This window comes from Tissierella sp. QWL-11, from assembly GCF_058683765.1.
Window position 1 is genome coordinate 1,195,559 of record NZ_CM178750.1, and the last position, 23,534, is coordinate 1,219,092.

General features: G+C 31.0%; 18 protein-coding genes and 1 riboswitch. Of the genes, 16 read left to right on the forward strand and 2 right to left on the reverse strand.

Going from position 1 to position 23,534, the window contains the following annotated elements; genetic code table 11:
• The first annotated feature begins 200 nt into the window (after positions 1-200).
• On the forward strand, positions 201-3,725 hold the full coding sequence (nifJ, locus tag AC4PG3_RS05645; protein ID WP_492198084.1) for a pyruvate:ferredoxin (flavodoxin) oxidoreductase: 3,525 nt from the start codon (positions 201-203) through the stop codon (positions 3,723-3,725).
• Positions 3,726-3,785: 60 nt separating this feature from the next.
• On the opposite strand, the gene AC4PG3_RS05650 is transcribed toward nifJ, so the two are convergent.
• A complete protein-coding gene (locus AC4PG3_RS05650; RefSeq protein WP_492198085.1) occupies positions 3,786-5,201 on the reverse strand; it encodes an alanine/glycine:cation symporter family protein in 1,416 nt (471 codons plus the stop codon).
• A 213-nt stretch (positions 5,202-5,414) separates the two neighbouring features.
• Here AC4PG3_RS05650 and murB point away from each other — a divergent pair, with 213 nt between their 5' ends.
• Genes murB through AC4PG3_RS05670 form a run of 4 tightly spaced genes read left to right on the forward strand, consistent with a single transcriptional unit; the run spans position 5,415 to position 8,947 of the window.
• Positions 5,415-6,326: a UDP-N-acetylmuramate dehydrogenase gene (gene murB / locus AC4PG3_RS05655; protein WP_492198086.1), complete on the forward strand. Its 912-nt coding sequence runs from the start codon at positions 5,415-5,417 to the stop codon at positions 6,324-6,326.
• Positions 6,327-7,061, forward strand: a complete 735-nt coding sequence (locus AC4PG3_RS05660) for a PHP domain-containing protein (protein WP_492198087.1) — start codon at positions 6,327-6,329, stop codon at positions 7,059-7,061.
• An 11-nt stretch (positions 7,062-7,072) separates the two neighbouring features.
• Complete coding sequence (rapZ, locus tag AC4PG3_RS05665; protein WP_492198088.1) at positions 7,073-7,924, forward strand: RNase adapter RapZ; 852 nt, start codon at positions 7,073-7,075, stop codon at positions 7,922-7,924.
• 15 nt (positions 7,925-7,939) lie between these two features.
• Positions 7,940-8,947: a gluconeogenesis factor YvcK family protein gene (locus AC4PG3_RS05670; protein ID WP_492198089.1), complete on the forward strand. Its 1,008-nt coding sequence runs from the start codon at positions 7,940-7,942 to the stop codon at positions 8,945-8,947.
• Here AC4PG3_RS05670 and AC4PG3_RS05675 read toward each other — a convergent pair.
• Complete coding sequence (locus AC4PG3_RS05675) at positions 8,944-9,456, reverse strand: hypothetical protein (RefSeq protein WP_492198090.1); 513 nt, start codon at positions 9,454-9,456, stop codon at positions 8,944-8,946. The genes AC4PG3_RS05670 and AC4PG3_RS05675 overlap by 4 nt on opposite strands.
• A 134-nt stretch (positions 9,457-9,590) precedes the next feature.
• Between AC4PG3_RS05675 and AC4PG3_RS05680 the strand changes: the two genes are divergently transcribed.
• The 11 genes from AC4PG3_RS05680 to AC4PG3_RS05730 all read left to right on the forward strand — a co-directional run bounded on the left by AC4PG3_RS05680 (position 9,591) and on the right by AC4PG3_RS05730 (position 23,224).
• Positions 9,591-10,001, forward strand: coding sequence for an NUDIX hydrolase (locus AC4PG3_RS05680; protein WP_492198091.1), 411 nt, complete (start codon positions 9,591-9,593; stop codon positions 9,999-10,001).
• A 10-nt stretch (positions 10,002-10,011) separates the two neighbouring features.
• The gene (whiA, locus tag AC4PG3_RS05685; protein WP_492198092.1) at positions 10,012-10,959 is read left to right on the forward strand and encodes a DNA-binding protein WhiA; all 948 of its coding nucleotides are present in this window, start codon (positions 10,012-10,014) and stop codon (positions 10,957-10,959) included.
• Between the two features lie 4 nt (positions 10,960-10,963).
• Positions 10,964-11,230, forward strand: a complete 267-nt coding sequence (locus tag AC4PG3_RS05690; protein WP_492198093.1) for an HPr family phosphocarrier protein — start codon at positions 10,964-10,966, stop codon at positions 11,228-11,230.
• Positions 11,231-11,242: 12 nt separating this feature from the next.
• The gene (locus AC4PG3_RS05695; RefSeq protein WP_492198094.1) at positions 11,243-11,632 is read left to right on the forward strand and encodes a GrdX family protein; all 390 of its coding nucleotides are present in this window, start codon (positions 11,243-11,245) and stop codon (positions 11,630-11,632) included.
• Positions 11,633-11,696: 64 nt separating this feature from the next.
• On the forward strand, positions 11,697-15,173 hold the full coding sequence (locus AC4PG3_RS05700; RefSeq protein WP_492198095.1) for a DNA polymerase III subunit alpha: 3,477 nt from the start codon (positions 11,697-11,699) through the stop codon (positions 15,171-15,173).
• A 39-nt stretch (positions 15,174-15,212) separates the two neighbouring features.
• Positions 15,213-15,407: a hypothetical protein gene (locus AC4PG3_RS05705; protein ID WP_492198096.1), complete on the forward strand. Its 195-nt coding sequence runs from the start codon at positions 15,213-15,215 to the stop codon at positions 15,405-15,407.
• A gap of 10 nt (positions 15,408-15,417) precedes the next feature.
• The gene (gene pfkA / locus AC4PG3_RS05710) at positions 15,418-16,377 is read left to right on the forward strand and encodes a 6-phosphofructokinase (protein WP_492198097.1); all 960 of its coding nucleotides are present in this window, start codon (positions 15,418-15,420) and stop codon (positions 16,375-16,377) included.
• Positions 16,378-16,384: 7 nt separating this feature from the next.
• Positions 16,385-18,145 carry a pyruvate kinase gene (pyk, locus tag AC4PG3_RS05715; RefSeq protein WP_492198098.1) on the forward strand — a complete coding sequence of 587 codons (1,761 nt, stop codon included), beginning with the start codon at positions 16,385-16,387 and terminating at the stop codon, positions 18,143-18,145.
• A gap of 133 nt (positions 18,146-18,278) precedes the next feature.
• Positions 18,279-20,168 (forward strand): ABC-F family ATP-binding cassette domain-containing protein, encoded by a 1,890-nt coding sequence (locus AC4PG3_RS05720; RefSeq protein ID WP_492198099.1) that lies wholly within the window; start codon positions 18,279-18,281, stop codon positions 20,166-20,168.
• A 14-nt stretch (positions 20,169-20,182) separates the two neighbouring features.
• Positions 20,183-22,360, forward strand: a complete 2,178-nt coding sequence (locus AC4PG3_RS05725; RefSeq protein ID WP_492198100.1) for a DNA topoisomerase III — start codon at positions 20,183-20,185, stop codon at positions 22,358-22,360.
• Positions 22,361-22,387: 27 nt separating this feature from the next.
• A complete protein-coding gene (locus AC4PG3_RS05730) occupies positions 22,388-23,224 on the forward strand; it encodes a CvfB family protein (RefSeq protein ID WP_492198101.1) in 837 nt (278 codons plus the stop codon).
• 120 nt (positions 23,225-23,344) lie between these two features.
• Positions 23,345-23,446: riboswitch (purine riboswitch) on the forward strand.
• Positions 23,447-23,534: the final 88 nt, after the last annotated feature.

The following is a 23,534-nucleotide window of genomic DNA, read 5'->3' on the forward strand; positions in this document are numbered from 1 at the left end:
ATTTTCTTATATCTATATAATTAAAAATAAATTTAATAATTTCAGTAGGTATCTTTGTTGACATTATAATTAATGTTTATTATACTTATAAGAGTACAGAAATATAAATATTTAACGAAGTTTTTTATATTTCTACTAAAGTATTTACATTAGATTAAATTTAATTTAATATTCACAAATTTAGAGGAGGTTTATATAATATGGGAAAAACAATGAAAACCATGGATGGTAATACGGCTGCATCATATATATCCTATGCATTTACTGATGTTGCTGCTATATATCCTATAACACCATCATCTGACATGGCACAACACGTAGACGAGTGGGCTGCTGACGGAAAGAAAAACTTATTTGGACAAGAGGTATTAGTAAAAGAAATGCAATCTGAAGCAGGAGCAGCTGGGGCAGTACATGGATCATTACAAGCTGGTGCTTTAACTACTACATATACTGCTTCTCAAGGACTATTATTAATGGTTCCAAATATGTATAAAATATCTGGAGAATTATTACCATGTGTATTCCATGTTTCAGCTAGAGCTTTAGCTTCTCATGCTCTAAGTATATTTGGAGATCATCAAGATGTTATGGCAACTAGACAAACAGGATTTGCAATGCTTGCATCTGGTGGAGTTCAAGAAGTTATGGACCTTGCAGGGGTAGCACATTTAGCTTCAATAAAAGGTAGAGTTCCATTCTTACACTTCTTTGATGGATTTAGAACAAGTCATGAAATTCAAAAAGTTGAAGTAATGGATTATGAAGATTTAGGAAATTTATTAGACTATGATGCAGTTCAAGAATTTAGAGAAAGAGCTTTAAATCCTGAAAATCCTGTTACTAGAGGTACTGCACAAAACCCTGATATATATTTCCAAGCTGCAGAAGCTTCAAACCCATACTATGACAAAATTGGGGAAATTACTTATGACTACATGAGAGAAATAAGTAAAATAACAGGTAGAGAATACAAACCATTTAACTACTATGGTCATGAAGAAGCTGAAAGAGTATTAGTAGCTATGGGTTCTGTAACTCAAACTGCTCAAGAAACAGTAGACTATCTTCTAGCAAAAGGAGAAAAAGTAGGTTTAATAGAAGTTCACTTATATAGACCTTTTGTAGCAGATTATTTCTTTGAAGTACTTCCTAAGACTGTTAAGAAAATAGCAGTTATTGATAGAACAAAAGAAAAAGGTGCTATGGCTGAGCCTCTACACTTAGATGTAATCAATCTTTTCTATGGCAAAAAAGAACAACCAGTTATAGTAGGTGGTAGATATGGTCTTGGTTCTAAAGATACTACTCCTTCACAAATATTAGCTATATTTGAAAACTTAAAACTAGAAGAACCAAAAGATAGATTTACAATAGGTATAATTGATGATGTAACTAATACATCTCTTGAAATAAAAGAAAATATAGACACTGAACCTGAAACTACTATTAAATGTAAATTCTGGGGATTCGGATCTGATGGTACAGTTGGAGCAAACAAACAAGCTATTAAGATCATTGGTGATGACACTGATATGTATGCTCAAGGTTATTTTGCATATGACAGTAAAAAATCAGGTGGAGTTACAATATCTCACTTAAGATTTGGAGAAACTCCAATTAAATCAACTTATCTAATAAGTGATGCAGACTTAATATCATGTTCTAAACAATCTTATGTAAGTCAATATGATTTATTAAAAGGATTAAAAGATGGTGGAACATTCCTATTAAACTGTATCTGGGATGAAGATGAATTAGAATCACATCTACCAGGACATATGAAGAGATATATAGCTGAACACAATATCAAATTCTACACTATAAATGCTACTAAGATAGCTAGTGAAATAGGATTAGGTGGAAGAACTAATATGGTAATGCAATCTGCATTCTTTAAATTATCAGGAGTATTACCAATAGAAGAAGCAGTTAGTCACCTGAAAAAATCTATAGTAGACGCTTATGGTAACAAAGGTGAAAAAATTGTAAACATGAACTATGAAGCAGTAGATCAAGGTATCGATGCTTTAGTTGAAATAAATGTAAAAGAAGACTGGAAAAATGCAGAAGATGCTAAAGAAGAAGTAAAAGAAGTACCAGCTTTCATAAAAGATGTATTAGCTCCTATGAACAGACAAGAAGGAGATAATCTTCCTGTAAGTACTTTTGTTGAAAATGCTGATGGTACATTCCCACAAGGAACAGCAGCTTATGAAAAACGTGCTATAGCTATTGAAGCTCCAAGATGGTTAAAAGAAAATTGTATCCAATGTGGTCAGTGTTCATTAGTTTGTCCTCATGCAGTTATAAGACCATTCTTATTAGATGATGAGGAAAAAGCAAATGCACCAGAAACATTTGAAACAATTAAGCCAATGGGTAAAGGATTTGATGGATTACACTATCGTATGCAAGTTTCTGTATTAGACTGTACAGGTTGTGGAAACTGTGCTGAAGTTTGTCCATCTAAGAACAAAGCTTTAGTTATGAATAAGTTTGAAGAAGAATACGAAGAGCAAACTCCAAACTGGGATTATGCAATGACAGTTAAAACAAAAGAAGATCCAATGAATGTAAATTCAATCAAAGGAAGTCAATTCAGACAACCATTACTTGAGTTCTCAGGAGCATGTGCAGGTTGTGGAGAGACAGCTTATGCAAAACTAATAACTCAATTATATGGAGATAGAATGTATATAGCAAATGCTACAGGTTGCTCATCAATCTGGGGTGGATCTGCACCAACAACTCCATATTGTACAAATGCAAATGGCCAAGGACCAGCATGGGCAAACTCACTATTTGAAGATAATGCTGAGTATGGATATGGTATGGCAATTGCTGTTAGACAAATCAGAGATAAGATAAAATTATTAATGGAAGAATTCTTAGCTCTAAATCTAGACACTGAATTAAATGGATACTTCAATGACTGGATAGAAGGTATGAAAGATCCTAAGGCTTCTAAGGCAGCAGCAGGTATGATTCTACCTAGACTTAAAGAAGATCTTGGAGAAGAAGCTAATAAGATATTAAAAGAAATTGAAAATAGAAAAGATCACTTAGTTAAGAAATCAGTATGGATACTTGGTGGAGACGGTTGGGCTAATGATATTGGATTTGGTGGATTAGACCATGTTCTAGCATCTGGAGAAGATATCAATATCCTAGTATTTGATACAGAAGTTTATTCAAATACAGGTGGTCAATCATCTAAAGCAACACCAACAGCTGCCGTAGCTAAGTTTGCTGCAGCAGGTAAGGAAATTAGAAAGAAAGATCTTGGACATATGATGTCTACTTATGGCTATGTATATGTTGCACAAATAGCTTTAGGTGCGAATATGAACCAAACTATCAAAGGTATAGTTGAAGCTGAAAGTTATGATGGACCATCTCTAGTTATTGCATATGCTCCATGTATCAACCATGGTATTAGAACTGGTATGGGAACTAGTGTAAGACAAGAGAAGAGAGCAGTTGCAGCAGGATACTGGCATCTATTTAGATTTGACCCAAGATTAAAAGAACAAGGAAAGAATCCATTTGTACTTGATTCAAAAGAACCAACAGAATCATTCCAAGACTTCATAAACTCAGAAGTAAGATACACTTCCTTAAAGAAAAAATATCCTGAAATAGCCGAAGTTCTATTTGAAAAAGCAGAAAAAGACGCTAACGCAAGATATGAAAAATATAAAAAATTAGCAGAACAAGAATAATAATAGAAATAAACATAAAAAAAGATTACCAGGACGCTGGTAATCTTTTTTTATCTATTTTTACTTTGCAACTTTTTTATTATTCCAACATTCAACTTTTCCTAATCTAGGTATAGAAGTAGGATTAAATACTGGATTTTTCCCTTCTTTTAATTGACTAGTATAATCTTTAAATGTATCAAAAGCAATAGGACCTAATTTCCAAATTACTAGTAAGTTTATAACTGCCATGAATCCCATAAATACATCGGCTGCATTCCAAACAATACCAAAGTCTGCAATAGCGCCTAAGAACACCATAACTAGTACAATAACACGATAAACAGTAAGAAATATAGGATTTGCATCTATAAATTCTATATTGGTTTCACCATAATAATAATTACCTATAATAGAGCTATAAGAAAACAAAAGAATTGAAATGGCTATAAAAACTCCTCCCCAACTACCAACTTGAGCGCTAATAGAGGCTTGAGTAAGTTGTATTCCTTCTAAATCAGTTCCAGTTTCTAAAAGTCCAGAAAGCAATATGATAAAAGCTGTAGCACTACATACTAAAATACTATCAACATATACTCCTAAAGCTTGAATTAATCCTTGTTTAGCAGGATGAGTTGTATCAGCAGTAGCAGCAGCATTTGGAACACTACCCATACCAGCTTCATTAGAAAATAGTCCTCTTCTAACTCCATTCATTATGGCTGCACCAATAGTTCCACCAAAGACTGCTTTAGCTCCAAAAGCATTTGATATTATCATTTTAAACATTCTTGGGACTAAAGTTATATTTTTTAGCATTATAAATAATGCAAGGCCAATATATAAGGTAGCCATAACTGGTACTATAGCTGAAGAAACATTGGCAATTCTTTTAACTCCACCAAATATTACAATTCCTGTAAGTATAAATAAAACTAATCCAACAATTATAGGTTGAATGTCAAAAGACCTTGAAAAAGCACTTGCTATTGTATTAGACTGTACAGAATTAAACATAAATCCAAAGGTTACAGCAGTAAGTATAGAAAATATCACACCTAAGTTTCTGTTTCCAATAGCCTGTTCAATATAATAAGCTGGGCCTCCTCTGTATCCGTCTTTATCTTTTACTTTATAAATTTGACCTAATGTATTTTCTACAAAGCTTGTAGCTGCGCCTATTAAAGCAATTATCCACATCCAAAATACAGCACCTGGACCTCCTGCTGCTATGGCGAAGGCAACACCAGCAATATTACCTGTACCAATATGTGAAGCAGCTGAAATACAAAATGCTTTAAAAGGTGATAGCCCATTTTTACCATCTATTACTGAGGCTTTCTGGGTTAGAAGTTTGAACATATGGCCAATTAATTTAAATTGACCAAAATCAATCTTAAATGTAAAATAGATACCCAGACCTAAAAGTAGTGCAATTAAAATATAAGAATATAACCAATCGTTTAATAAACTTACTATTTTTGCTAAACTTTCCATGAAATCCCCTCCTTAATATATATATATATTAGTAATAGCTATTATATGTTTGGTTGTACTCCAAAAGCAGTCAATGTAAAGGTTTTCCCCTAAAACACTATAAATAGTACATAAATCGACATTTATCATAATATATTTTAAAACAATATGAATATGGCATAGTATAATAGTATATGATAAAATAAATAGAGAATAAGTTAAAGGGGTGATAATTTGGATAGAGAGAAATTAGTCCAAATATTTAAGGATATAAAAATAGATAATATACTTATAGATGAAATGATGAAAAATCATACTTCTTTTAAAATAGGTGGATCTGTAGATATTATGCTTCTGCCAAAGGATGAAGATGAAATCCTACAAGCTATAAAGGTTTGTAGAGATAATAATATAGACTTTTTTATTATGGGGAATGGTAGCAATCTTCTTGTAAGAGATGGAGGTATAAGGGGAGTAGTAATAAAAATAAACGATAATTTCAATGATATAGAAGTAAATGGTGATAAAATTTACGCTAAGGCAGGAGCCCTTCTAACAGCTGTGAGTAGAAGAGCTATGGAAAATTCACTGACAGGTATAGAGTTTGCAAATGGGATTCCAGGTACCATAGGAGGGGCTGTAACTATGAATGCAGGAGCCTATGGTGGAGAGATGAAGGATATTATAACAAGGGTAAGGGCCATAGATAGAAATAATAATATAGTTGAATATAAAAATATGGAAATGAATTTTGGATATAGAAATAGTAAAGTAATAGAAGAAGGTTTAGTAGTTTTAGGAATGGAGATTCAACTTGAAAAGGGAGATCACAGTAAGATTAAAGAAAAGATGAAAGAGCTTACTAAAAAGAGAACTTCAAAGCAACCTTTAGAACTGCCTAGTGGTGGTAGTACTTTTAAAAGGCCTGAAGGCAACTATGCGGGGAAACTAATAGATGATTCAAATCTTAGAGGTTTTAAATATGGTGGTGCTCAAGTTTCACAAAAGCATTGTGGATTTATTGTAAATATAGATGAAGCTACTTGCCAAGATGTGCTTAGTTTAATAAAATTAGTACAAAAAACTGTCATTGATAAATTTAATATTGAACTTGAACCAGAGATAAAAATTATAGGAGAGGATTAAATGAAAATATATGGAGACTACCATACACACACGACTTTTAGTCATGGTACAGGTAGTATTAGAGATAATGTAAACTGGGCGCTTCAAAGAGGTCTTAAAGAAGTAGCAATATGTGACCATGGTCCAGGACATTATCTTTATGGAGTAAAAAAAGAAAAGCTTCCTCTAATGAGGGAAGAAATAGATAAGCTAAATAAAGAGTACAATAAAAAAGGTATAAATATTTTATTAGGTGTAGAGTCAAATTTGATTGGATTAGATGGAACTATAGATATGGATGAAGAATTGATAAAATTAACAGATATACTCTTGTTAGGATATCATTATGGTGCAACTCCTAAGGGTTTATCAGATGGAATAGGTCTATATGTGAAAAACCCTCTAAGTAAGCTGATGCCTATTGGAAGGCAAAAAGTAATTGATATGAACACAGATGCATTGATAAATGCTATAAATAAATACTCAATAAGCTTTATAACTCATCCTGGATCAAAGGCAAAGGTTGACATTAAAAGACTAGCAAGGGAAGCTGGAAAAGTTGGCACAGCTTTAGAAATCAATTCTAAACATAGTCAACTCTCTGTAGAGAGCATACAATTAGCTTTAGAAGAAGATGTGGAATTTATAATAAATAGCGATGCTCATAGACCAGAGGATGTTGGAAATGTAGAGGAATCCTTTAAAAGAGCAAAACTTGCAGGGGTTCCTTTAAATAGAATTAAGAACATTATATAGGTGGTGATGAAATGGAAGTTTTAGTTATTACTGGAATGTCAGGGGCAGGAAAATCTCAAGCTATGAAAACCATGGAGGATATGGGCTATTATTGTATGGACAATCTTCCACCTGCCTTATTATCAAAATTTGCTGAACTTGTCTATGAGTCTAAAAAGCCTATAAATAAAGTTGCAATAGTGGTGGATATAAGAGGTGGAGAATTTTTTAATGATTTATTTAAATCATTAGAAGATTTAATAGATAAGGGAATTAGCTACAAGATATTATTTTTAGATGCATCAGATAATATGTTAATTAAAAGATATAAAGAATTGAGAAGGCCACATCCTTTGAAGCCAGAAGGAAGCATTACAGAGGGAATAAAAGAAGAGAGAAAACTATTAAACGAATTAAAGAATTCTGCATACTATATAATAGATACATCGGGACTTAGTCTTGGTATGCTTAAGAATGAGATTTACAAATTATTTTCAGAAGGTGGGGAAAAGAGGAAAATTTCTATACTGGTGAATTCTTTTGGGTTTAAAAATGGAATGCTATTAGACGGAGATCTAATATTTGATGTTAGATTTCTACCTAATCCCTATTATATAAAAGAGTTAAAAGAGCTCTCAGGACAAAATGAGGAAACTAGAGATTATGTGTTTAAATGGCCTCAGACTAATATATTTGTATCTAAGGTAATTGATATGTTAGAATTTTTAATACCATTTTATGTTAAAGAAGGAAAAACTCAATTAGTAGTTGGAATAGGGTGTACGGGGGGATTTCATAGATCTGTAGCCATAGCAAATAAGATAGGGGAAATACTTAAAGCAAATGGTCATAGAACTATTGTAAGTCATAGAGATATGGAATAATAAAGGGGAGTTGAGATGCCGTTAAAAAATGATTTTCAAAAACAAATCTGCGAAGATCCAAATGTAGTAGTAATAGGTGGAGGTACAGGACTTTCTATACTTCTTAGAGGACTTAAAAGATATACTTCAAATATTACTGCCATAGTTACAGTGGCTGATGATGGAGGAGGCTCTGGAGTTTTACGAGAGGATTTAGGTATGCTGCCTCCAGGAGATATTAGATCTTGTTTGCTTGCACTTGCTAATACAGAGCCTACAATGGAAAAATTATTTCAATATAGGTTCGACAATGGAATGCTAAAAGGTCAAAGCTTTGGTAATTTACTAATAGCTGCTATGAATGGTATATATGACAGTTTTGAAATGGCAATCAAAGAAACTAGTAATGTACTTGCAATTACAGGAAGAGTGCTTCCGATGACTTTGGAAGAAGTTCAACTTTTTGCTGAATTAGAAGATGGAAAGATTGTAAGGGGGGAATCTAATATACCTCTTGTAGTAGAGAATACAAAGAATAAAATTAAAAGAATGTTTATAGATCCTAAAATATCAAATCCTTTAGAAGAAGGGGTAGAGGCAATAAAAGAAGCTGATTTAATAGTATTGGGGCCTGGGAGTTTATATACATCTGTAATTCCGAATTTACTTATAAATAATATAGTTGGAACTATATATAATGCAAAGGCTCCTAAACTATATATATCAAATGTAATGACTCAACTAGGAGAGACTAAAGAATATGATGTACTAGATCATGTAAATGCTATATTAAATCATAGTAGACAAGATTTTTTAGACTATGTAATAGCAAATACAGAGATGATACCTGAAGATATATTAGAAAAATATATAACAGATGGTTCTAGACCAGTAGTTTTAAAAAAAGAGCATAAAGAAATATTAGAAAAAAGAAATATAAAAGTAATAGAAAAGGATTTAGTAGACATAGAAAAGGGATATATAAGGCATAATAGCAAAAAAATAAGTGAGATATTAATGGATATATGCAAAAACAAGCCTTAAGGCTTGTTTTTTTTCTCATCTAATAGTCTAGAAATCAAAGTGCCTGCTGATTTCTTATCCAGGGCATCTAAGTCAACCTTTAAATTTGAACCTTCCAAGAGTTTTTTTACTGTTTCAATTTGTCTAGGAGTTGGAGGGTCTACTTTATAACTCCCATCTTCTTCAGATAGGCTATCATCTATAGAAAGTTCTTCTATGGCGGTCATGCCAACATTTGTAAAGTCTCTTAAAGCTCTTGCTTTAGCTCTAGTAGAAGCCATTCTAATTATATGGGGAATAAGAGCAGAATTTACAGAGCGGGGACTTGCATCTCCGATATCTACAAAAGTTTTATCTTCAGTCCTTATAATTGCCTTGCAAATTGCAGTCATATTATTTTCATCATTAGGTACTTGAAGGATTTCAACCTCTATAGATTTCAATCCACTTTGATGAGCTAAATCTAAAAGACCTTCATAGGTGACATAACTTTTACCTTGTAATTTAATCATAAATTTTTCATTGATCATATTGCTCACCTCATTTATATATTTCCCCAAAAAAATTATACTAAACAATATAAATTATACTTAGGAAACTCCTTACAAATTATAGGAAAATATAGTATAATTGATTTAATACATGATGGTGCAGGAGTGGTACTATGATCGAGGAAATTAGCTCTGGAGGAGTTGTAATATTTAAAAACACTATACTACTTTTAAGAAAATATAATGGAGACTGGGTACTGCCAAAAGGAAGAGTAGAAAAGGGAGAAATGTTAAAGACAACTGCCTTAAGAGAAGTATTGGAAGAATCTGGCGTAAAAGGAGAAATAATAGAGTATATAGGTAAAATAAATTATCATTATAAGAATACTAAAAAAAATGAAATGGTGTCTAAAACTGTTCATTGGTATTTAATGAGATCAAGCTCTATGCAGTGTACTCCTCAAAAGAATGAAGGATTTGTAGATGCCTTATTTGTATATAAACATAAGGCAAAAGATATTTTAAGATATGAAGATGAAAAAAAGATACTAAGAAAGAGCTTGCAAATGATCAAAAATATATAGAGGTGATAGTATGTCTTTTTCATCAAAGACAAAAAGTGAGTTATCAAGGATGCCTATAGAAGATGTATGTTGTTTAATAGCTGAATTAGCTGCTTTAGTTAGAATGAGTGGTACAATTCAAATTTTAAATCAAAATAGAATAAATTTAAAATTTACTACTGAGAATGCAGCAATAGCTAGAAGGATATTTTCTCTTTTAAAACAAATTTATAATACTAATGTGGAAGTAATGGTAAGAAGAAATAGACAGCTAAAAAAGAATAATAATTATTTAATTGTGGTAAATGATAAAAATATAACTAAAAAAATTTTAGTGGATGTAGGGTTTATAGATGTGAAGGATTTGAATATCTTTAAACCTAAATATAAAATAGACAAAGGATTAATCAAAAAAAGATGTTGCAAGAGATCTTATATAAGGGGTTCTTTCTTAGGAGGAGGATCTATAAGTAATCCGGAAAAGACCTATCATTTAGAATTTGTAACTAACAATGAAGAACATGCACAAGATTTGTCCAATATTATAAATTCTTTTAAATTAAGCTCTAAAATAGTTTTGAGAAAAGAGTATTATGTTATATACTTAAAGGAAGGTTCTCAAATTGTGGATCTATTAAATATAATAGGAGCATATCAAGCTCTATTAAAATTAGAAGATATAAGAGTTTTAAAAGAGGTAAGAAACAATATAAATAGAATTGTAAACTGTGAGACTGCAAATCTAGGTAAAACTATAAATGCATCTATGAGGCAAATAGAACATATTGAAACTATAAAAAATATAATGGGAATAAATAAGCTTCCCAATAATCTAAGACAGATAGCAGAAATTAGACTTGAAAATCCAGATGCTAGCTTAAAGGAAATAGGAAAGATGTTAAACCCACCTTTGGGAAAGTCAGGAGTAAATCATAGATTTAGAAAAATAGAAGAAATAGCAGAGAGTTTGAAGGGGTGATATAGTGAAAAAAATAGCTTTGATTTTAAATAATCCAGATGGATTGCACGCAAGACCAGCAGCAATATTTGTACAAGAGGCTAGTAAATTTAAAAGTGATATAGAGATAGAGTTTGAAGGTCAAAGAGTAAATGCAAAGAGTATTATAGGTGTAATGTCTTTAGGAGCTTTTCATGGAGAAGAGATAACTTTAATAGCTGATGGCTCAGATGAAAATAGAGCTCTAGAAGTTTTAGGGAAATTGATAGAAAGTGGATTAAATAAAGTATAATTAGGAGGAAATATGGAAGGTATTTTAATTACTAATAATGAATTTGTAAAAGACAAATATAAAGATCATATAGATCTAATTTATGATAAAGATTTTTTATATTTAGATGTATTAAAAACAGTAAGAGATAAGATACATATTGGGCATAAATTATTAACACACCCTTTATCTGGAAGTGTAAAGCCTAATGAAACTCCATATAAATCTATAATCATATCTAGAGAAACAGGAGAATTGGATCAAAGTGGACTCAATATTATAGAGGAAAGTATCTTAGTTGCAAAGAAGTTTTCAAATGACAAAAGAACTCCCAATTGGAGCAAAAGAATTTTAGATGATTTTAAAACTATAGATCTTTTGCTTATATCTCCTGCAATAGAAAAACTAGATTATAATGCATAAAGACTTCATTTTAGAAGTCTTTTATTTATCTATATGTTAAAATAGATATGGGAAGGATGGTATTATGGATACATTAGATAATTTTGTACATCTCCATGTTCATACAGAATATAGCCTATTAGATGGGTCGGCTAGAATAAAAGATTTGATAGAGCAAACTAAAAAATTGGGCATGAAAAGTATAGCCATAACAGATCATGGTTCAATGTTTGGAGTAATACAATTTTATAAAGAAGCAAAGAGAATTGGTGTCAACCCTATTTTGGGAGCTGAGATATACATATCAACGGGAAAATATACAGACAAGGAGCCTAAAGATAAAAATCAATATCATCTAGTACTTCTAGCAGAAAATAATATAGGCTATGAAAATATCATGAAGATAGTATCAGAGGCCTATGTAAATGGATTTTACTATAAGCCTAGAGTAGACCACAGTATTTTAAGAAAGTACAATAAGGGTATTATAGCCCTTTCAGCATGTCTAGGGGGACAAATCCAACAATATATAATGGATAATAACTATCAAGCTGCTAAAGAAACGGCTATGGAATTAAATGAGATATTTGGAGAAGGAAATTTCTTTTTAGAACTTCAAGATCATGGTATACAAGAGCAATCTAAGGTAAATAGAGAATTAGCTAAATTGAGTACGGAATTAGACATTCCTTTAGTTGCTACAAATGATGTTCATTATTTAAAAAAGGAAGATTCAATAGTACATGATATACTCCTATGTATTCAAACAGGAAAAACTGTAGATGAAAAAGATAGAATGAAGTTTCCTACAGGAGAATTTTACCTTAAATCTCCACAAGAGATGGAAGATATATTTAAAGACTATGAAGATGCAATAAACAATACAGTTAAGATAGCAAATAGGTGCAATGTTACTCTAGATTTTGAAACTTTACATCTGCCAGAATATAAAGTACCAGATGGATACACAAATGAAAGCTATTTAAGAGAATTAACTTTGGAAGGATTAAATAAAAAATATAAAAACATAGACAAAGAAATCATGGATAGATTTAATTTTGAATTTAATACAATTGTAGACATGGGATATATAGATTATTTCTTAATAGTTTGGGACTTTATAAAATTTGCTAAGGATAATAAAATAGAGGTAGGACCAGGAAGGGGAAGTGCTGCAGGAAGCATTGTATCCTATGGACTAGGTATAATAGACATTGACCCACTAGGATATGGACTATTGTTTGAAAGGTTTTTAAATCCAGAACGAGTGACTATGCCAGATATAGATATAGACTTTTGTTATGAAAGAAGAGAAGAAGTAATACAATATGTAGTAAATAAATATGGTGCAGATAGAGTAGCCCAGATAGTAACTTTTGGAACCATGGCTGCTAGAGGATCAATTAGAGATGTAGGTAGAGCTATTAATATGAGTTATGGAGAAGTAGACTATATTGCAAAGCAAATTCCTACAGACTTAGGTATGACCATACAGAAGGCTTTAGAAATCAATAAATCTTTAAAGGATGAATATGATAATAATCAAAAGGTGAAGAAACTTATAGACTTTGCTATGGCAGTGGAGGGGCTACCAAGGCATACTTCAACTCATGCAGCAGGGGTAGTTATATCCAAAGAGCCTATTACAAACTATGTACCTTTATTAAGAAATAAAGATGCAATTAGTACTCAATTTAATATGACTGAACTTGAAGAGTTAGGACTTTTAAAAATGGATTTCTTAGGTCTTAGAACATTGACAGTTATAAGAGATACAGTTAATTTAATTGAAGAAAATTATGGTGAAAAAATAGATTTTACTAATTTTAACTATGAAGACCCTTTAGTCTTAGAAATGTTTGCAAAGGCTGAAACTTTAGGGATATTCCAATTTGAAAGTCCTGGCATGAGGGCCTTTTTAAAAGAATTAAAGCCGAATGTTTTTGAAAACTTAATAGCAGCCAATTCACTTTTTAGACCAGGGCCTATGAATCAGATTCCTACCTTTGTAGCATGTAAACATGATCCGAGTAAAATAGAGTATATTCATCCTAAATTGGAGCCAATACTAGATGTAACTTACGGATGTATTGTCTATCAAGAGCAAGTTATGAAGATAGTAAGAGATATTGGTGGGTATTCCATGGGAAGAGCAGATTTAGTAAGAAGGGCTATGAGCAAGAAAAAGATGAAAGTAATGGAAGAGGAAAGGCAAAATTTTATATATGGAAAATTAAATGAAGATGATGAAATAATAATAAAAGGTGCCATAAGAAATGGTGTAGATGAAAAATCAGCAAATAAGATTTATGACTTGATGATAGATTTTGCAAACTACGCTTTTAACAAATCCCATTCTGCTGCCTATGCAGTTATAGCATATAGAACAGCTTGGTTAAAATATTATTATCCTGTAGAATTTATGGCAGCTCAAATATCTTCTGTAATGGGAAATTCAAATACTGTTTCCCTATATATACAAGAGTGCAAAAGATTAAATATAGAAATTCTTCCTCCTCATATAAATCATTCACATCATAAATTTACTGTATTTGAAAAGAATATTAGATTTGGACTTAGTGCAGTAAAGAATGTGGGAGAAAATCTAATTACAGCTATTATAAAAGCTAGAAAAGATTCTAAATTTATAAGTTTTACAGATTTTGTAGAAAAAGTTGAAAAAGTAGATTCTACAGCTATAAACAAAAGAGCAATAGAAAGTCTGATAAAGTCTGGAGCAATGGACGGATTAGGAGGAAATAGAGCTCAATTATTAGCAATATATGAAAAAACAATAGATGGGATTCATGCAGACAGAAAAAGAAATTTAGAAGGACAATTTTCACTATTTGAATCTCCAGGAGCAGAAGAAAAAAAAGATAATTTTCCAGACTTAAAAGAGTTTCCAAAGGAAATATTGTTGTCAATGGAAAAAGAAATATTGGGTATATATATGTCTGGACATCCTTTAGAATCCTATGAAGAAACACTTAATAAAGTTTCGAACATAAATACATCAGAAATATTTTCAGATGTGGATGAAGATATATTTCAATCGAAAGAATATAAAGATGGAAAAAAAGTTAAGATTGGCGGAATTATATCAGAGAAAAAAAATAAAATTACTAAGAACAACAATATGATGAGTTTTATAAAATTAGAAGATATATATGGTTCGATTGAATGTATTATATTTCCAAGGCAATATGAAAAATATAATCATTTGATAAAAGAAGATGATTTGATTATTATAGAAGGGAGGCTAAATATCTCAGAAGTTGAAGATCCTAAGATAATTTGTGAAAGGATTTCACCATTAAATAAGCTAAATTTAGATAAATTATATATTAAAATTTCAAAAGATAGTTCTAAGAATATATTTAATAATGTTAAACTTATATTGAAAAAATATCCAGGAGATACTCCAGTATATTTATATTTAGAGAAAGAGGAAAAGACATTTGTTTCAGATAAAACTCTTTGGATTGAAAAGGACAATCAAAATGTAATTCTAGAATTAGAAGACCTTTTAGGAAAAGATAATATAATGAGTTCTTGGTAAATTTTGTAGATAATAAAAAATATAAGGGGGATACAAATTATGTGGACTACTGTATATGTTGCAACAGGACATAATTGGGCCCTGGAAGTTAAAGAAATGCTAGAAAAGGAAGGTTTTATTGTGAAAATGAAATATCTTACAATGGAAGCTGGAGAAGAAGTATATGAAATTTTAGGGCCTAAGTTTGAAGCTGAGGATATCCAAGCAGCTATCTTAGAACTTAGAATAATGTAAGGAGGATTATATGAAGACTATAGGGATACTAAGTAGTGGAGGAGATGCACCTGGAATGAATGCTGCCATAAGAGCAGTTGTAAGAACAGGTATATATAATAATATTCGTATGATGGGCATAAAACAAGGATATAGTGGTCTTATCAATGGAAATATAGATGATATGGACCTGTCTTCAGTGGCAGATATTATCCATAGAGGTGGAACTATGTTAAGGAGTAGTAGATCAGAGGAATTTATGACTGAAGAAGGATTTAAAAAGGCCTTAAATGTTTTAGATATATTTGGAATTGATGGTTTAGTAGTTCTAGGTGGAGATGGTACAATGAAAGGTGCCAGTGAATTATCTAAGGCAGGAATTCCTACTGTTGCTATACCTTGTACAATAGATAATGATTTAGGATATACAGATTATACAATTGGATTTTTTACTGCTGTGGATACGGCAGTAGATGCCATTGGAAAAATTAGAGATACCTCCACTTCTCATGGAAGAGCAAATATAGTAGAAGTGATGGGAAGAAACTGTGGAGACATAGCCCTTTATGCAGGACTTGCTGGAGGTGCTGAAAGTATTATAGTTCCAGAAATAGACCTAAATATGGATGAAGTAATCAAAAAAACAATTCAAGGTAAAAATAGAGGGAAATTACATCATATAATAATAGTAGCAGAAGGTGTAGGAAGTCCTTATGATATAGCAAAAAAAATAGAAGAAAGTGCACAAATAGACACTCGTGTAACTATTTTAGGATATATTCAAAGGGGAGGAACACCAGCAGTTTATGATAGAATACTTGCAAGTCAAATGGGTAGAAAGGCAGTAGAATTACTAATAGAGGAAAACTCTGGGAGAGCATTAGGTATTAAATGTAATGAAATCATAGATTTAGAAATTTCTACAGCACTAAAGATTAAAAAAGTCTTTAATAAACAAATGTTTGAGACAACCAAATTATTATCTATCTAGGAGGAATATGATGAAAAAAACTAAAATTGTGGCTACTATAGGTCCAGCTTCAGAATCAGAGGAAATATTAAGAGCATTATTTAAAAATGGGTTAAATGTATGTAGACTAAATTTTTCCCATGGAACCCATGAAGAACATCAAAAGAGAATTGACACCATAAAAAAAATAAGAAAAGAAATGGGATTGCCTATAGCTATAATGCTTGATACTAAAGGGCCTGAGATAAGATTAAAAGACTTTAGAGATGGTGTTATAGAATTAGAGCAGGGTGATATATTTACCTTAACTACAAGGGATATATTGGGAGATAAAAATATAGTAAGTATATCCTATGAAGGATTACCAAAGGATATAGAAGTTGGAAATATGATTTTAATAGATGATGGACTTGTAGAATTAGAAGTTCTTGAAATAATAGATGGCACAGATATAAAATGTATTGCATTAAATAATGGAACACTTAAAAATCATAAGGGAGTAAATGTACCTAATGTAAAGATTAATTTACCTGCAATAATCCAAAAAGATATAGATGATATAGTATTTGGAATAAAGAATGGCATAGATTTTATAGCAGCTTCATTTATCAGGAAACCAGAAGATGTAATGGAAATAAGGAGAATTTTAGAATCAAATGGAGGTCAAAATATCCACATTATATCTAAAATTGAAAATCAAGAAGGTGTGGACAATATGGATGATATACTATTAGCATCCGATGGTATAATGGTGGCTCGTGGAGATCTTGGAGTTGAAATACAAGCAGAAGTCATGCCTTTAGTTCAAAAAGAATTGATAAAGAAGGCCAATATGGCAGGGAAGCCTGTTATAACTGCAACTCAGATGTTAGACTCTATGATGAGAAATCCTCGTCCTACAAGAGCTGAAGTGACAGATGTTGCAAATGCTATATTAGATGGTACAAGTGCAATTATGTTATCTGGTGAGACAGCAGCAGGAAAATACCCTGTAAATTCAGTTAAGACTATGTATAAAATAGCTACTAAAACTGAAGAATCTTTTGACCATGAAAATTTACTTAAATCAAAGTCAAATCAATCAGATATAACAACAACAAATGCCATAGGAAAGGCAACTTGTTATACAGCACAGGATTTAAAAGCAGCAGCTATAGTAACTGCAACTTCTTCAGGACATACATCAAGATCTGTATCTAAGTTCAGACCAAAAGCTCCAATAGTAGCAGTTACAACTACAGAGGAAGTAAGAAGACAATTAGCCCTTGAGTGGGGAGTGTATCCTGTACTAGCAGTAGAGAGTAATTCTACAGATGAAGTAATAGATAATTCGGTAGAAGCAGCTATAGATGCAGGTTATGTAAAAGAGGGAGATCTAATAGTAATCACAGCAGGTATCCCTGTAGGACTATCAGGATCAACCAATTTAATCAAAGTGCATACAGTTGGAAAGATACTTTTAACTGGAAATGGAATAGGACAAAAATCTATATCAGGAAGAGTTTGTGTCATTAGAAATGAATCAGAGATGTTATCAAAGTTTTCTGATGGAGATATATTGGTCACTATAGGTACTGATAAGGATATGATAAGTGTAATGGAAAGGGCATCTGCAATAGTAGCTGAAGAAGGTGGACTAACATCTCATGCAGCTATAGTAGGGCTAAATCTTAATAAGCCAACTATAGTAGGTGCAGAAGATGCTACTACTATATTAAAAGATGGAGATATAGTTACAATAGATGGAACAACAGGACAGATATTTAAAGGCGAAGCAAGAGTGCTTTAGTTTTGATGCTTTAAAAGTTAGTTGAGAACTAGTTCTTAGCTAACTTTTTTATTTTTAATACTTTTTTAGGAGATTCTTTTATAAATGTTTAAATATGATATAATGATAATATCTTAAATAGAGAGGGAAAAAGATGAACCTTATAAATATAGAAAATTTATCAAAGAAATATAATGAAAAACAGATACTAAAAAATATAAACTTTTATATAGATGAAACCGATAAAATTGGACTTATAGGTATAAATGGAACTGGAAAATCTACACTTTTAAAATTAATTGTAGGATTAGAAAAACCAGATGAGGGAGAAATTATAAAAAGTAATAATCTTGATATAGAATATTTATTTCAAGATACAGATTTTGATCCAAAAGCTAGTGTAATAGAACAAGTATTTAATGGAAACTCGGAGAATATAAAAATACTTAGAGATTATACAAAGGCTATTAAAGATTGTAGTTCAAATGAGAAAATTATAAGACTTACAAAAAAGATGGATGAAATAGATGGTTGGAATTTAGAATCTCAAGCAAAATCTATATTGACTCAACTTGGAATTACCAACTTCAAAGAAGAGGTAGGAAAATTGTCAGGAGGGCAAAAAAAGAGGATAGCTTTGGCTTCTGCACTTATAAACCCTTCTAATCTCCTTATATTGGACGAACCTACAAACCATTTAGACAATGAAACAATAGAATGGCTAGAGGACTATTTGAAAAGGAGAAAGGGTGCTCTTTTGATGATCACTCATGATAGATACTTTCTAGATAGAGTAGTTTCTAGTATTGTAGAATTAAGTGATGGTAATCTTTATAAATATGATGGAAACTATAGTTACTTTTTACAAAAAAAGTTTGAAAGAGAAGAAATAGAATTAGCTAGTGAAAGAAAACGAAAATCGATTCTAAAAAAAGAACTAGCCTGGATGAAGCAAGGGGCAAAAGCTAGAAGTACCAAGCAAAAAGCCAGAATTGACCGTTTTCATAAATTAAATGAAACTTCTTTGGATATTTTTGATGAGAAAATTGATATAACAGTTGCAAATAGACGTTTAGGGAAAAAGATAATAGAAATAAGGAACATTAAAAAGGCTTTTAAAGATAAACTTTTAATAGATAAATTTAATTATACTTTCTTAAGAAATGACAGAGTAGGGATAATAGGCGCCAATGGAGCTGGGAAATCTACTCTCTTAAATATTATTTCTAGAAGAATAGAGCCAGATTCTGGTGATATAGATATAGGAGAAACTGTAAAAATAGGAGTATTTTCTCAAGACACAACATCTATGGAAGAAGATATGAGAGTTATAGAATATATAAAAGAAGGTGGAGAATATATATTGACAAATGATGGGGCTAAGATATCGGCTTCACAGATGTTAGAAAGATTTTTATTTACAGGAGAAGCTCAATGGACTCCCATAGAGAAACTCTCAGGTGGAGAAAAAAGAAGACTTCAACTTTTAAGAGTTTTAATAGAGTCTCCCAATGTACTTCTACTAGATGAACCTACAAATGATTTAGATATAGATACCATTAGAATCTTAGAAGATTATTTAGATGAATTTAAAGGTACAGTTGTGGTAGTATCCCATGACAGATACTTTTTAGATAGGACTGTTGAAAAGATATTTGTCTTAGAAGGAGAAGGGAAAATACAACAATACACAGGAAATTATTCATATTATAAAGAAAAAATAAAGGATAGAGAAGAAAAAATAGATACAAAACAAAAACAAGAAAAAACCAATATTAAAATTAAAGATAAACAAGAAAATCAAAATCTAAAATTCTCATACAATGAAAAGAGAGAGTGGGAGAATATAGATGAAAAGATAGCTAATCTTGAAAATGAAATAGACAGTATAGATGAAAAAATACAAGAATCTACCAGTGATTATGTAAAGTTAGAAGAGTTATTAAATGAAAAAAAAGATATGGAAAAGAAATTAGACTATCAAATGGAAAGATGGATATACTTAAGTGAATTAGAGGAAAAGATTGAAAGACAAAAAAGATGAGGAAGGATGTTTAAATGAGTAAAGCTTTAGTACTAGCTGAAAAGCCTTCAGTAGGTAGAGATATAGCGAAGGTATTAAAATGTAATAAAAAAAACAATGGATTTATAGAAGGGGATAAATATATAGTAACCTGGGCCTTAGGGCATTTAGTTACCCTAGGAGATCCAGAAGAATATGAAAAAAGATATAAGACATGGAATCTAGAAGATTTACCTATAATTCCTAGGGAGACTAAATTAGTTGTAATAAAAAATACCTCAAAACAATTTCATACAGTTAAAAAATTAATGTATAGAAAAGATATAAATGAGATAATAATAGCAACAGATGCTGGGAGAGAAGGTGAACTTGTAGCCCGTTGGATTATAGAAAAGTCAAATGTTCATAAAAAGATTAAAAGATTATGGATATCTTCAGTTACAGAAAAGGCAATAAAAGATGGATTTAACAATTTAAAAGATGGCAATAAATACAAAAACCTTTATAATGCAGCTAAAGCTCGTGCTGAAGCTGATTGGATTGTAGGAATAAATGCTACAAGAGCCTTAACAGTAAAGCATAACTCTAGTCTCTCCTGTGGTAGAGTTCAGAGTCCAACATTAAAGATGATATACGATAGGGTAGAAGATATAAAAAGATTTAAACCAAGAGAATATTTTGGTATTAGAGCAGTAACTAAAGATTTAAAATTAATATGGCAAGACAAAAACAACAATAGTAGAAGTTTTGATAAAGCTCTTATAGAAGACAAATTAGAAAATTTAAAGGATAAGGACTTACAAGTAGTAGAAATAAATAAAAAATTAAAAAAGCAGTATCCAAAGCCACTTTATGACTTAACAGATCTTCAAAGAGATGCAAATAAAATATTTAATTTTTCACCAAAAGAGACCCTATCAATAATGCAAAGTCTCTATGAAAGACACAAGATACTTACTTATCCAAGGACTGATTCTAAGTATTTGACTAAGGATATAATCCCTACATTGAAAGATAGATTAAAAGCTGTCAATATAGGACCCTATAAGGAAATGGTATCAAAGATAATAGATAAACCTATAAATTCAAAATTACCCTTTGTAGATGATAAAAAAGTAACTGATCACCATGGAATTATTCCTACTGAAGAAAGACTTTTACTTTCAGAACTTAGTAATAAGGAAAGAAAGGTATATGATTTAGTTATAAAAAGATTTTTAGCAGCAATGTATCCTCCTTTTGAATATGAGCAAACTACAATTATAGGTGAAATAAGTGGAGAAAAATTTATTGCTAAAGGTAAAAGAGTCTTAAAACAGGGTTGGAAATCCATTTATTCTGACATAGAAGATGAAGATTCAGATGAGGATATAAAGGATCAAAATCTTCCTTTGATTAAAAAGGGAGATATCATTAAAATAAAATCCTTAGAAAAGACAAATGACTATACTAAACCACCTGCATACTTCAATGAGGGAACTCTATTAATGGCCATGGAAAACCCTGTAAAACACATGGAAGGCGAGAACAAAGAAATAGCAAAAATATTAGGTGAAACCGGTGGAATAGGTACAGTGGCAACTAGGGCAGATATTATTGAAAAGCTATTTAAAACTTTTTTAATAGAAAATAGGGGAAAAGACATCCACATTACTGGAAAAGGAAGACAGCTTTTAGATTTAGTGCCTAAAGATTTACAGTCTCCTGAATTGACGGGAAAATGGGAAAAGAAGTTGAGCTTAATAGAAGAAGGCAATTTAGGCAAAGACAAATTTCTAGAAGAGATGAAAGTTTATACAAAAACTATTGTAGATGATATAAAGAAAAGTGAAAAGATTTACAAACATGAAAATTTAACTAGAACTAAATGTCCAGATTGTGGAAAATATATGTTGGAAGTGAAAAACAAAAGAGGTAAAATGTATATATGTCAAGATAGAGAATGTGGTAGTAAAATCAATATATCTCAAACTACAAATGCAAGATGTCCAAATTGTAAGAAAAAGTTAGAATTAAGAGGAGAAGGAGAAGGGAGAATATTTACATGTGTATGTGGGTATAGGGAAAAATTGTCTAGTTTTAATAAAAGAAAGAAAAATCAAAAGAATAGATTGAACAAAAAAGAAGTATCTAGATATCTGAAAAAGCAAAATAAACAAGACGAACCTATAAACACAGAACTTGCAGATGCTCTTTCCAAACTAAAATTTTAATTTAGAAAATACTCAAAGAGGTGGAAAATGATAAAATTAGGAGAAATACAAGAATTAGAAATAAAAAGATTTAAACAAATGGGAGCTTTTTTAAACGAAGAAAGTCCAGTAGAGGATGATATTTTATTACCTAAAGCACAAATTTCTAAAGGTGCAAAAGTAGGAGATAAAATAAAAGTATTTGTATACAATGATTCTAAAGATAGAATAATAGCTACAACTAATATGCCTAAGGCAACTGTAGGAGAGATTGTACATTTACCAGTAGTAAGCACTACAAAAATAGGTTCATTTTTAGATATGGGATTAGAAAAGGACTTATTCTTACCATTTTCTGAAACAGTTGGATCTATTCAAAATGGTAAAGAGTATTTAGTTGGTATATATATAGATAAATCAGATAGACTATGTGCTACTATGAAGATTAAAGACATGCTTAGCACAGACTCTCCTTATAAGGAGAATGATATAGTGGAGGGAACTATATATAGTATAAATAGAGATATAGGTGCCTTTGTAGCAGTAGAAGATAAGTATGATGGACTTATTCCTAAAAAAGAGATATTAGGTGCTCATGAAGTAGGAGAAACCATAGAAGTAAGAATAAATCAAGTCTTAGAAGATGGAAAATTAGATCTAAGTTTAAGACATAGATCATATTTACAGATGAATATAGATTCAGATGTAATCTTAGAAAAATTAAAGCAAAATGGTGGGGAATTAAAGCTTAATGATAAAAGTGACCCACAAAAAATCAAAAAACAATTACAAATGAGTAAATCAGGCTTTAAAAGAGCTATAGGTAGGCTTTTAAAAGAAGATATGATAGAGTTTACAAAAGATGGAATCAGATTGAAAGATTAATCTGATTGATTTATAGTCTTTCATCCTTTTATAGGATGGAAGACTTTTTAATTTAATTGGATAAAGAAATTAATGAAAAAATGTTGAAAAATGTCGAATATTTTGTTATAGTTATAAAGTAAAAAATAAAAAAATTGCTCTCATATAATCTCGATAATATGGTTCGAGAGTTTCTACAAGATAACCGTAAATTATTTTACTATGGGTAAGAATAACAGACAAGAACTAAAAAAAGGTAAGCTGGAAATCTTTACCTTATTTTTGCCCTTTAAAGCTGGAATTCTTTCCTAGGAAAGAATTCTAGCTTTTT

Bases quoted from the DNA above. Each gene is read 5' to 3' on its own strand.
- nifJ (WP_492198084.1), top strand. From the start codon at position 201: ATGGGAAAAACAATGAAAACCATGGATGGTAATACGGCTGCATCATAT.
- AC4PG3_RS05650 (WP_492198085.1), bottom strand. From the start codon at position 5,201: ATGGAAAGTTTAGCAAAAATAGTAAGTTTATTAAACGATTGGTTATAT.
- AC4PG3_RS05660 (WP_492198087.1), top strand. From the start codon at position 6,327: ATGAAAATATATGGAGACTACCATACACACACGACTTTTAGTCATGGT.
- rapZ (WP_492198088.1), top strand. From the start codon at position 7,073: ATGGAAGTTTTAGTTATTACTGGAATGTCAGGGGCAGGAAAATCTCAA.
- AC4PG3_RS05670 (WP_492198089.1), top strand. From the start codon at position 7,940: ATGCCGTTAAAAAATGATTTTCAAAAACAAATCTGCGAAGATCCAAAT.
- AC4PG3_RS05675 (WP_492198090.1), bottom strand. From the start codon at position 9,456: ATGATCAATGAAAAATTTATGATTAAATTACAAGGTAAAAGTTATGTC.
- AC4PG3_RS05680 (WP_492198091.1), top strand. From the start codon at position 9,591: ATGATCGAGGAAATTAGCTCTGGAGGAGTTGTAATATTTAAAAACACT.
- whiA (WP_492198092.1), top strand. From the start codon at position 10,012: ATGTCTTTTTCATCAAAGACAAAAAGTGAGTTATCAAGGATGCCTATA.
- AC4PG3_RS05695 (WP_492198094.1), top strand. From the start codon at position 11,243: ATGGAAGGTATTTTAATTACTAATAATGAATTTGTAAAAGACAAATAT.
- AC4PG3_RS05700 (WP_492198095.1), top strand. From the start codon at position 11,697: ATGGATACATTAGATAATTTTGTACATCTCCATGTTCATACAGAATAT.
- AC4PG3_RS05705 (WP_492198096.1), top strand. From the start codon at position 15,213: ATGTGGACTACTGTATATGTTGCAACAGGACATAATTGGGCCCTGGAA.
- pfkA (WP_492198097.1), top strand. From the start codon at position 15,418: ATGAAGACTATAGGGATACTAAGTAGTGGAGGAGATGCACCTGGAATG.
- pyk (WP_492198098.1), top strand. From the start codon at position 16,385: ATGATGAAAAAAACTAAAATTGTGGCTACTATAGGTCCAGCTTCAGAA.
- AC4PG3_RS05720 (WP_492198099.1), top strand. From the start codon at position 18,279: ATGAACCTTATAAATATAGAAAATTTATCAAAGAAATATAATGAAAAA.
- AC4PG3_RS05725 (WP_492198100.1), top strand. From the start codon at position 20,183: ATGAGTAAAGCTTTAGTACTAGCTGAAAAGCCTTCAGTAGGTAGAGAT.
- AC4PG3_RS05730 (WP_492198101.1), top strand. From the start codon at position 22,388: ATGATAAAATTAGGAGAAATACAAGAATTAGAAATAAAAAGATTTAAA.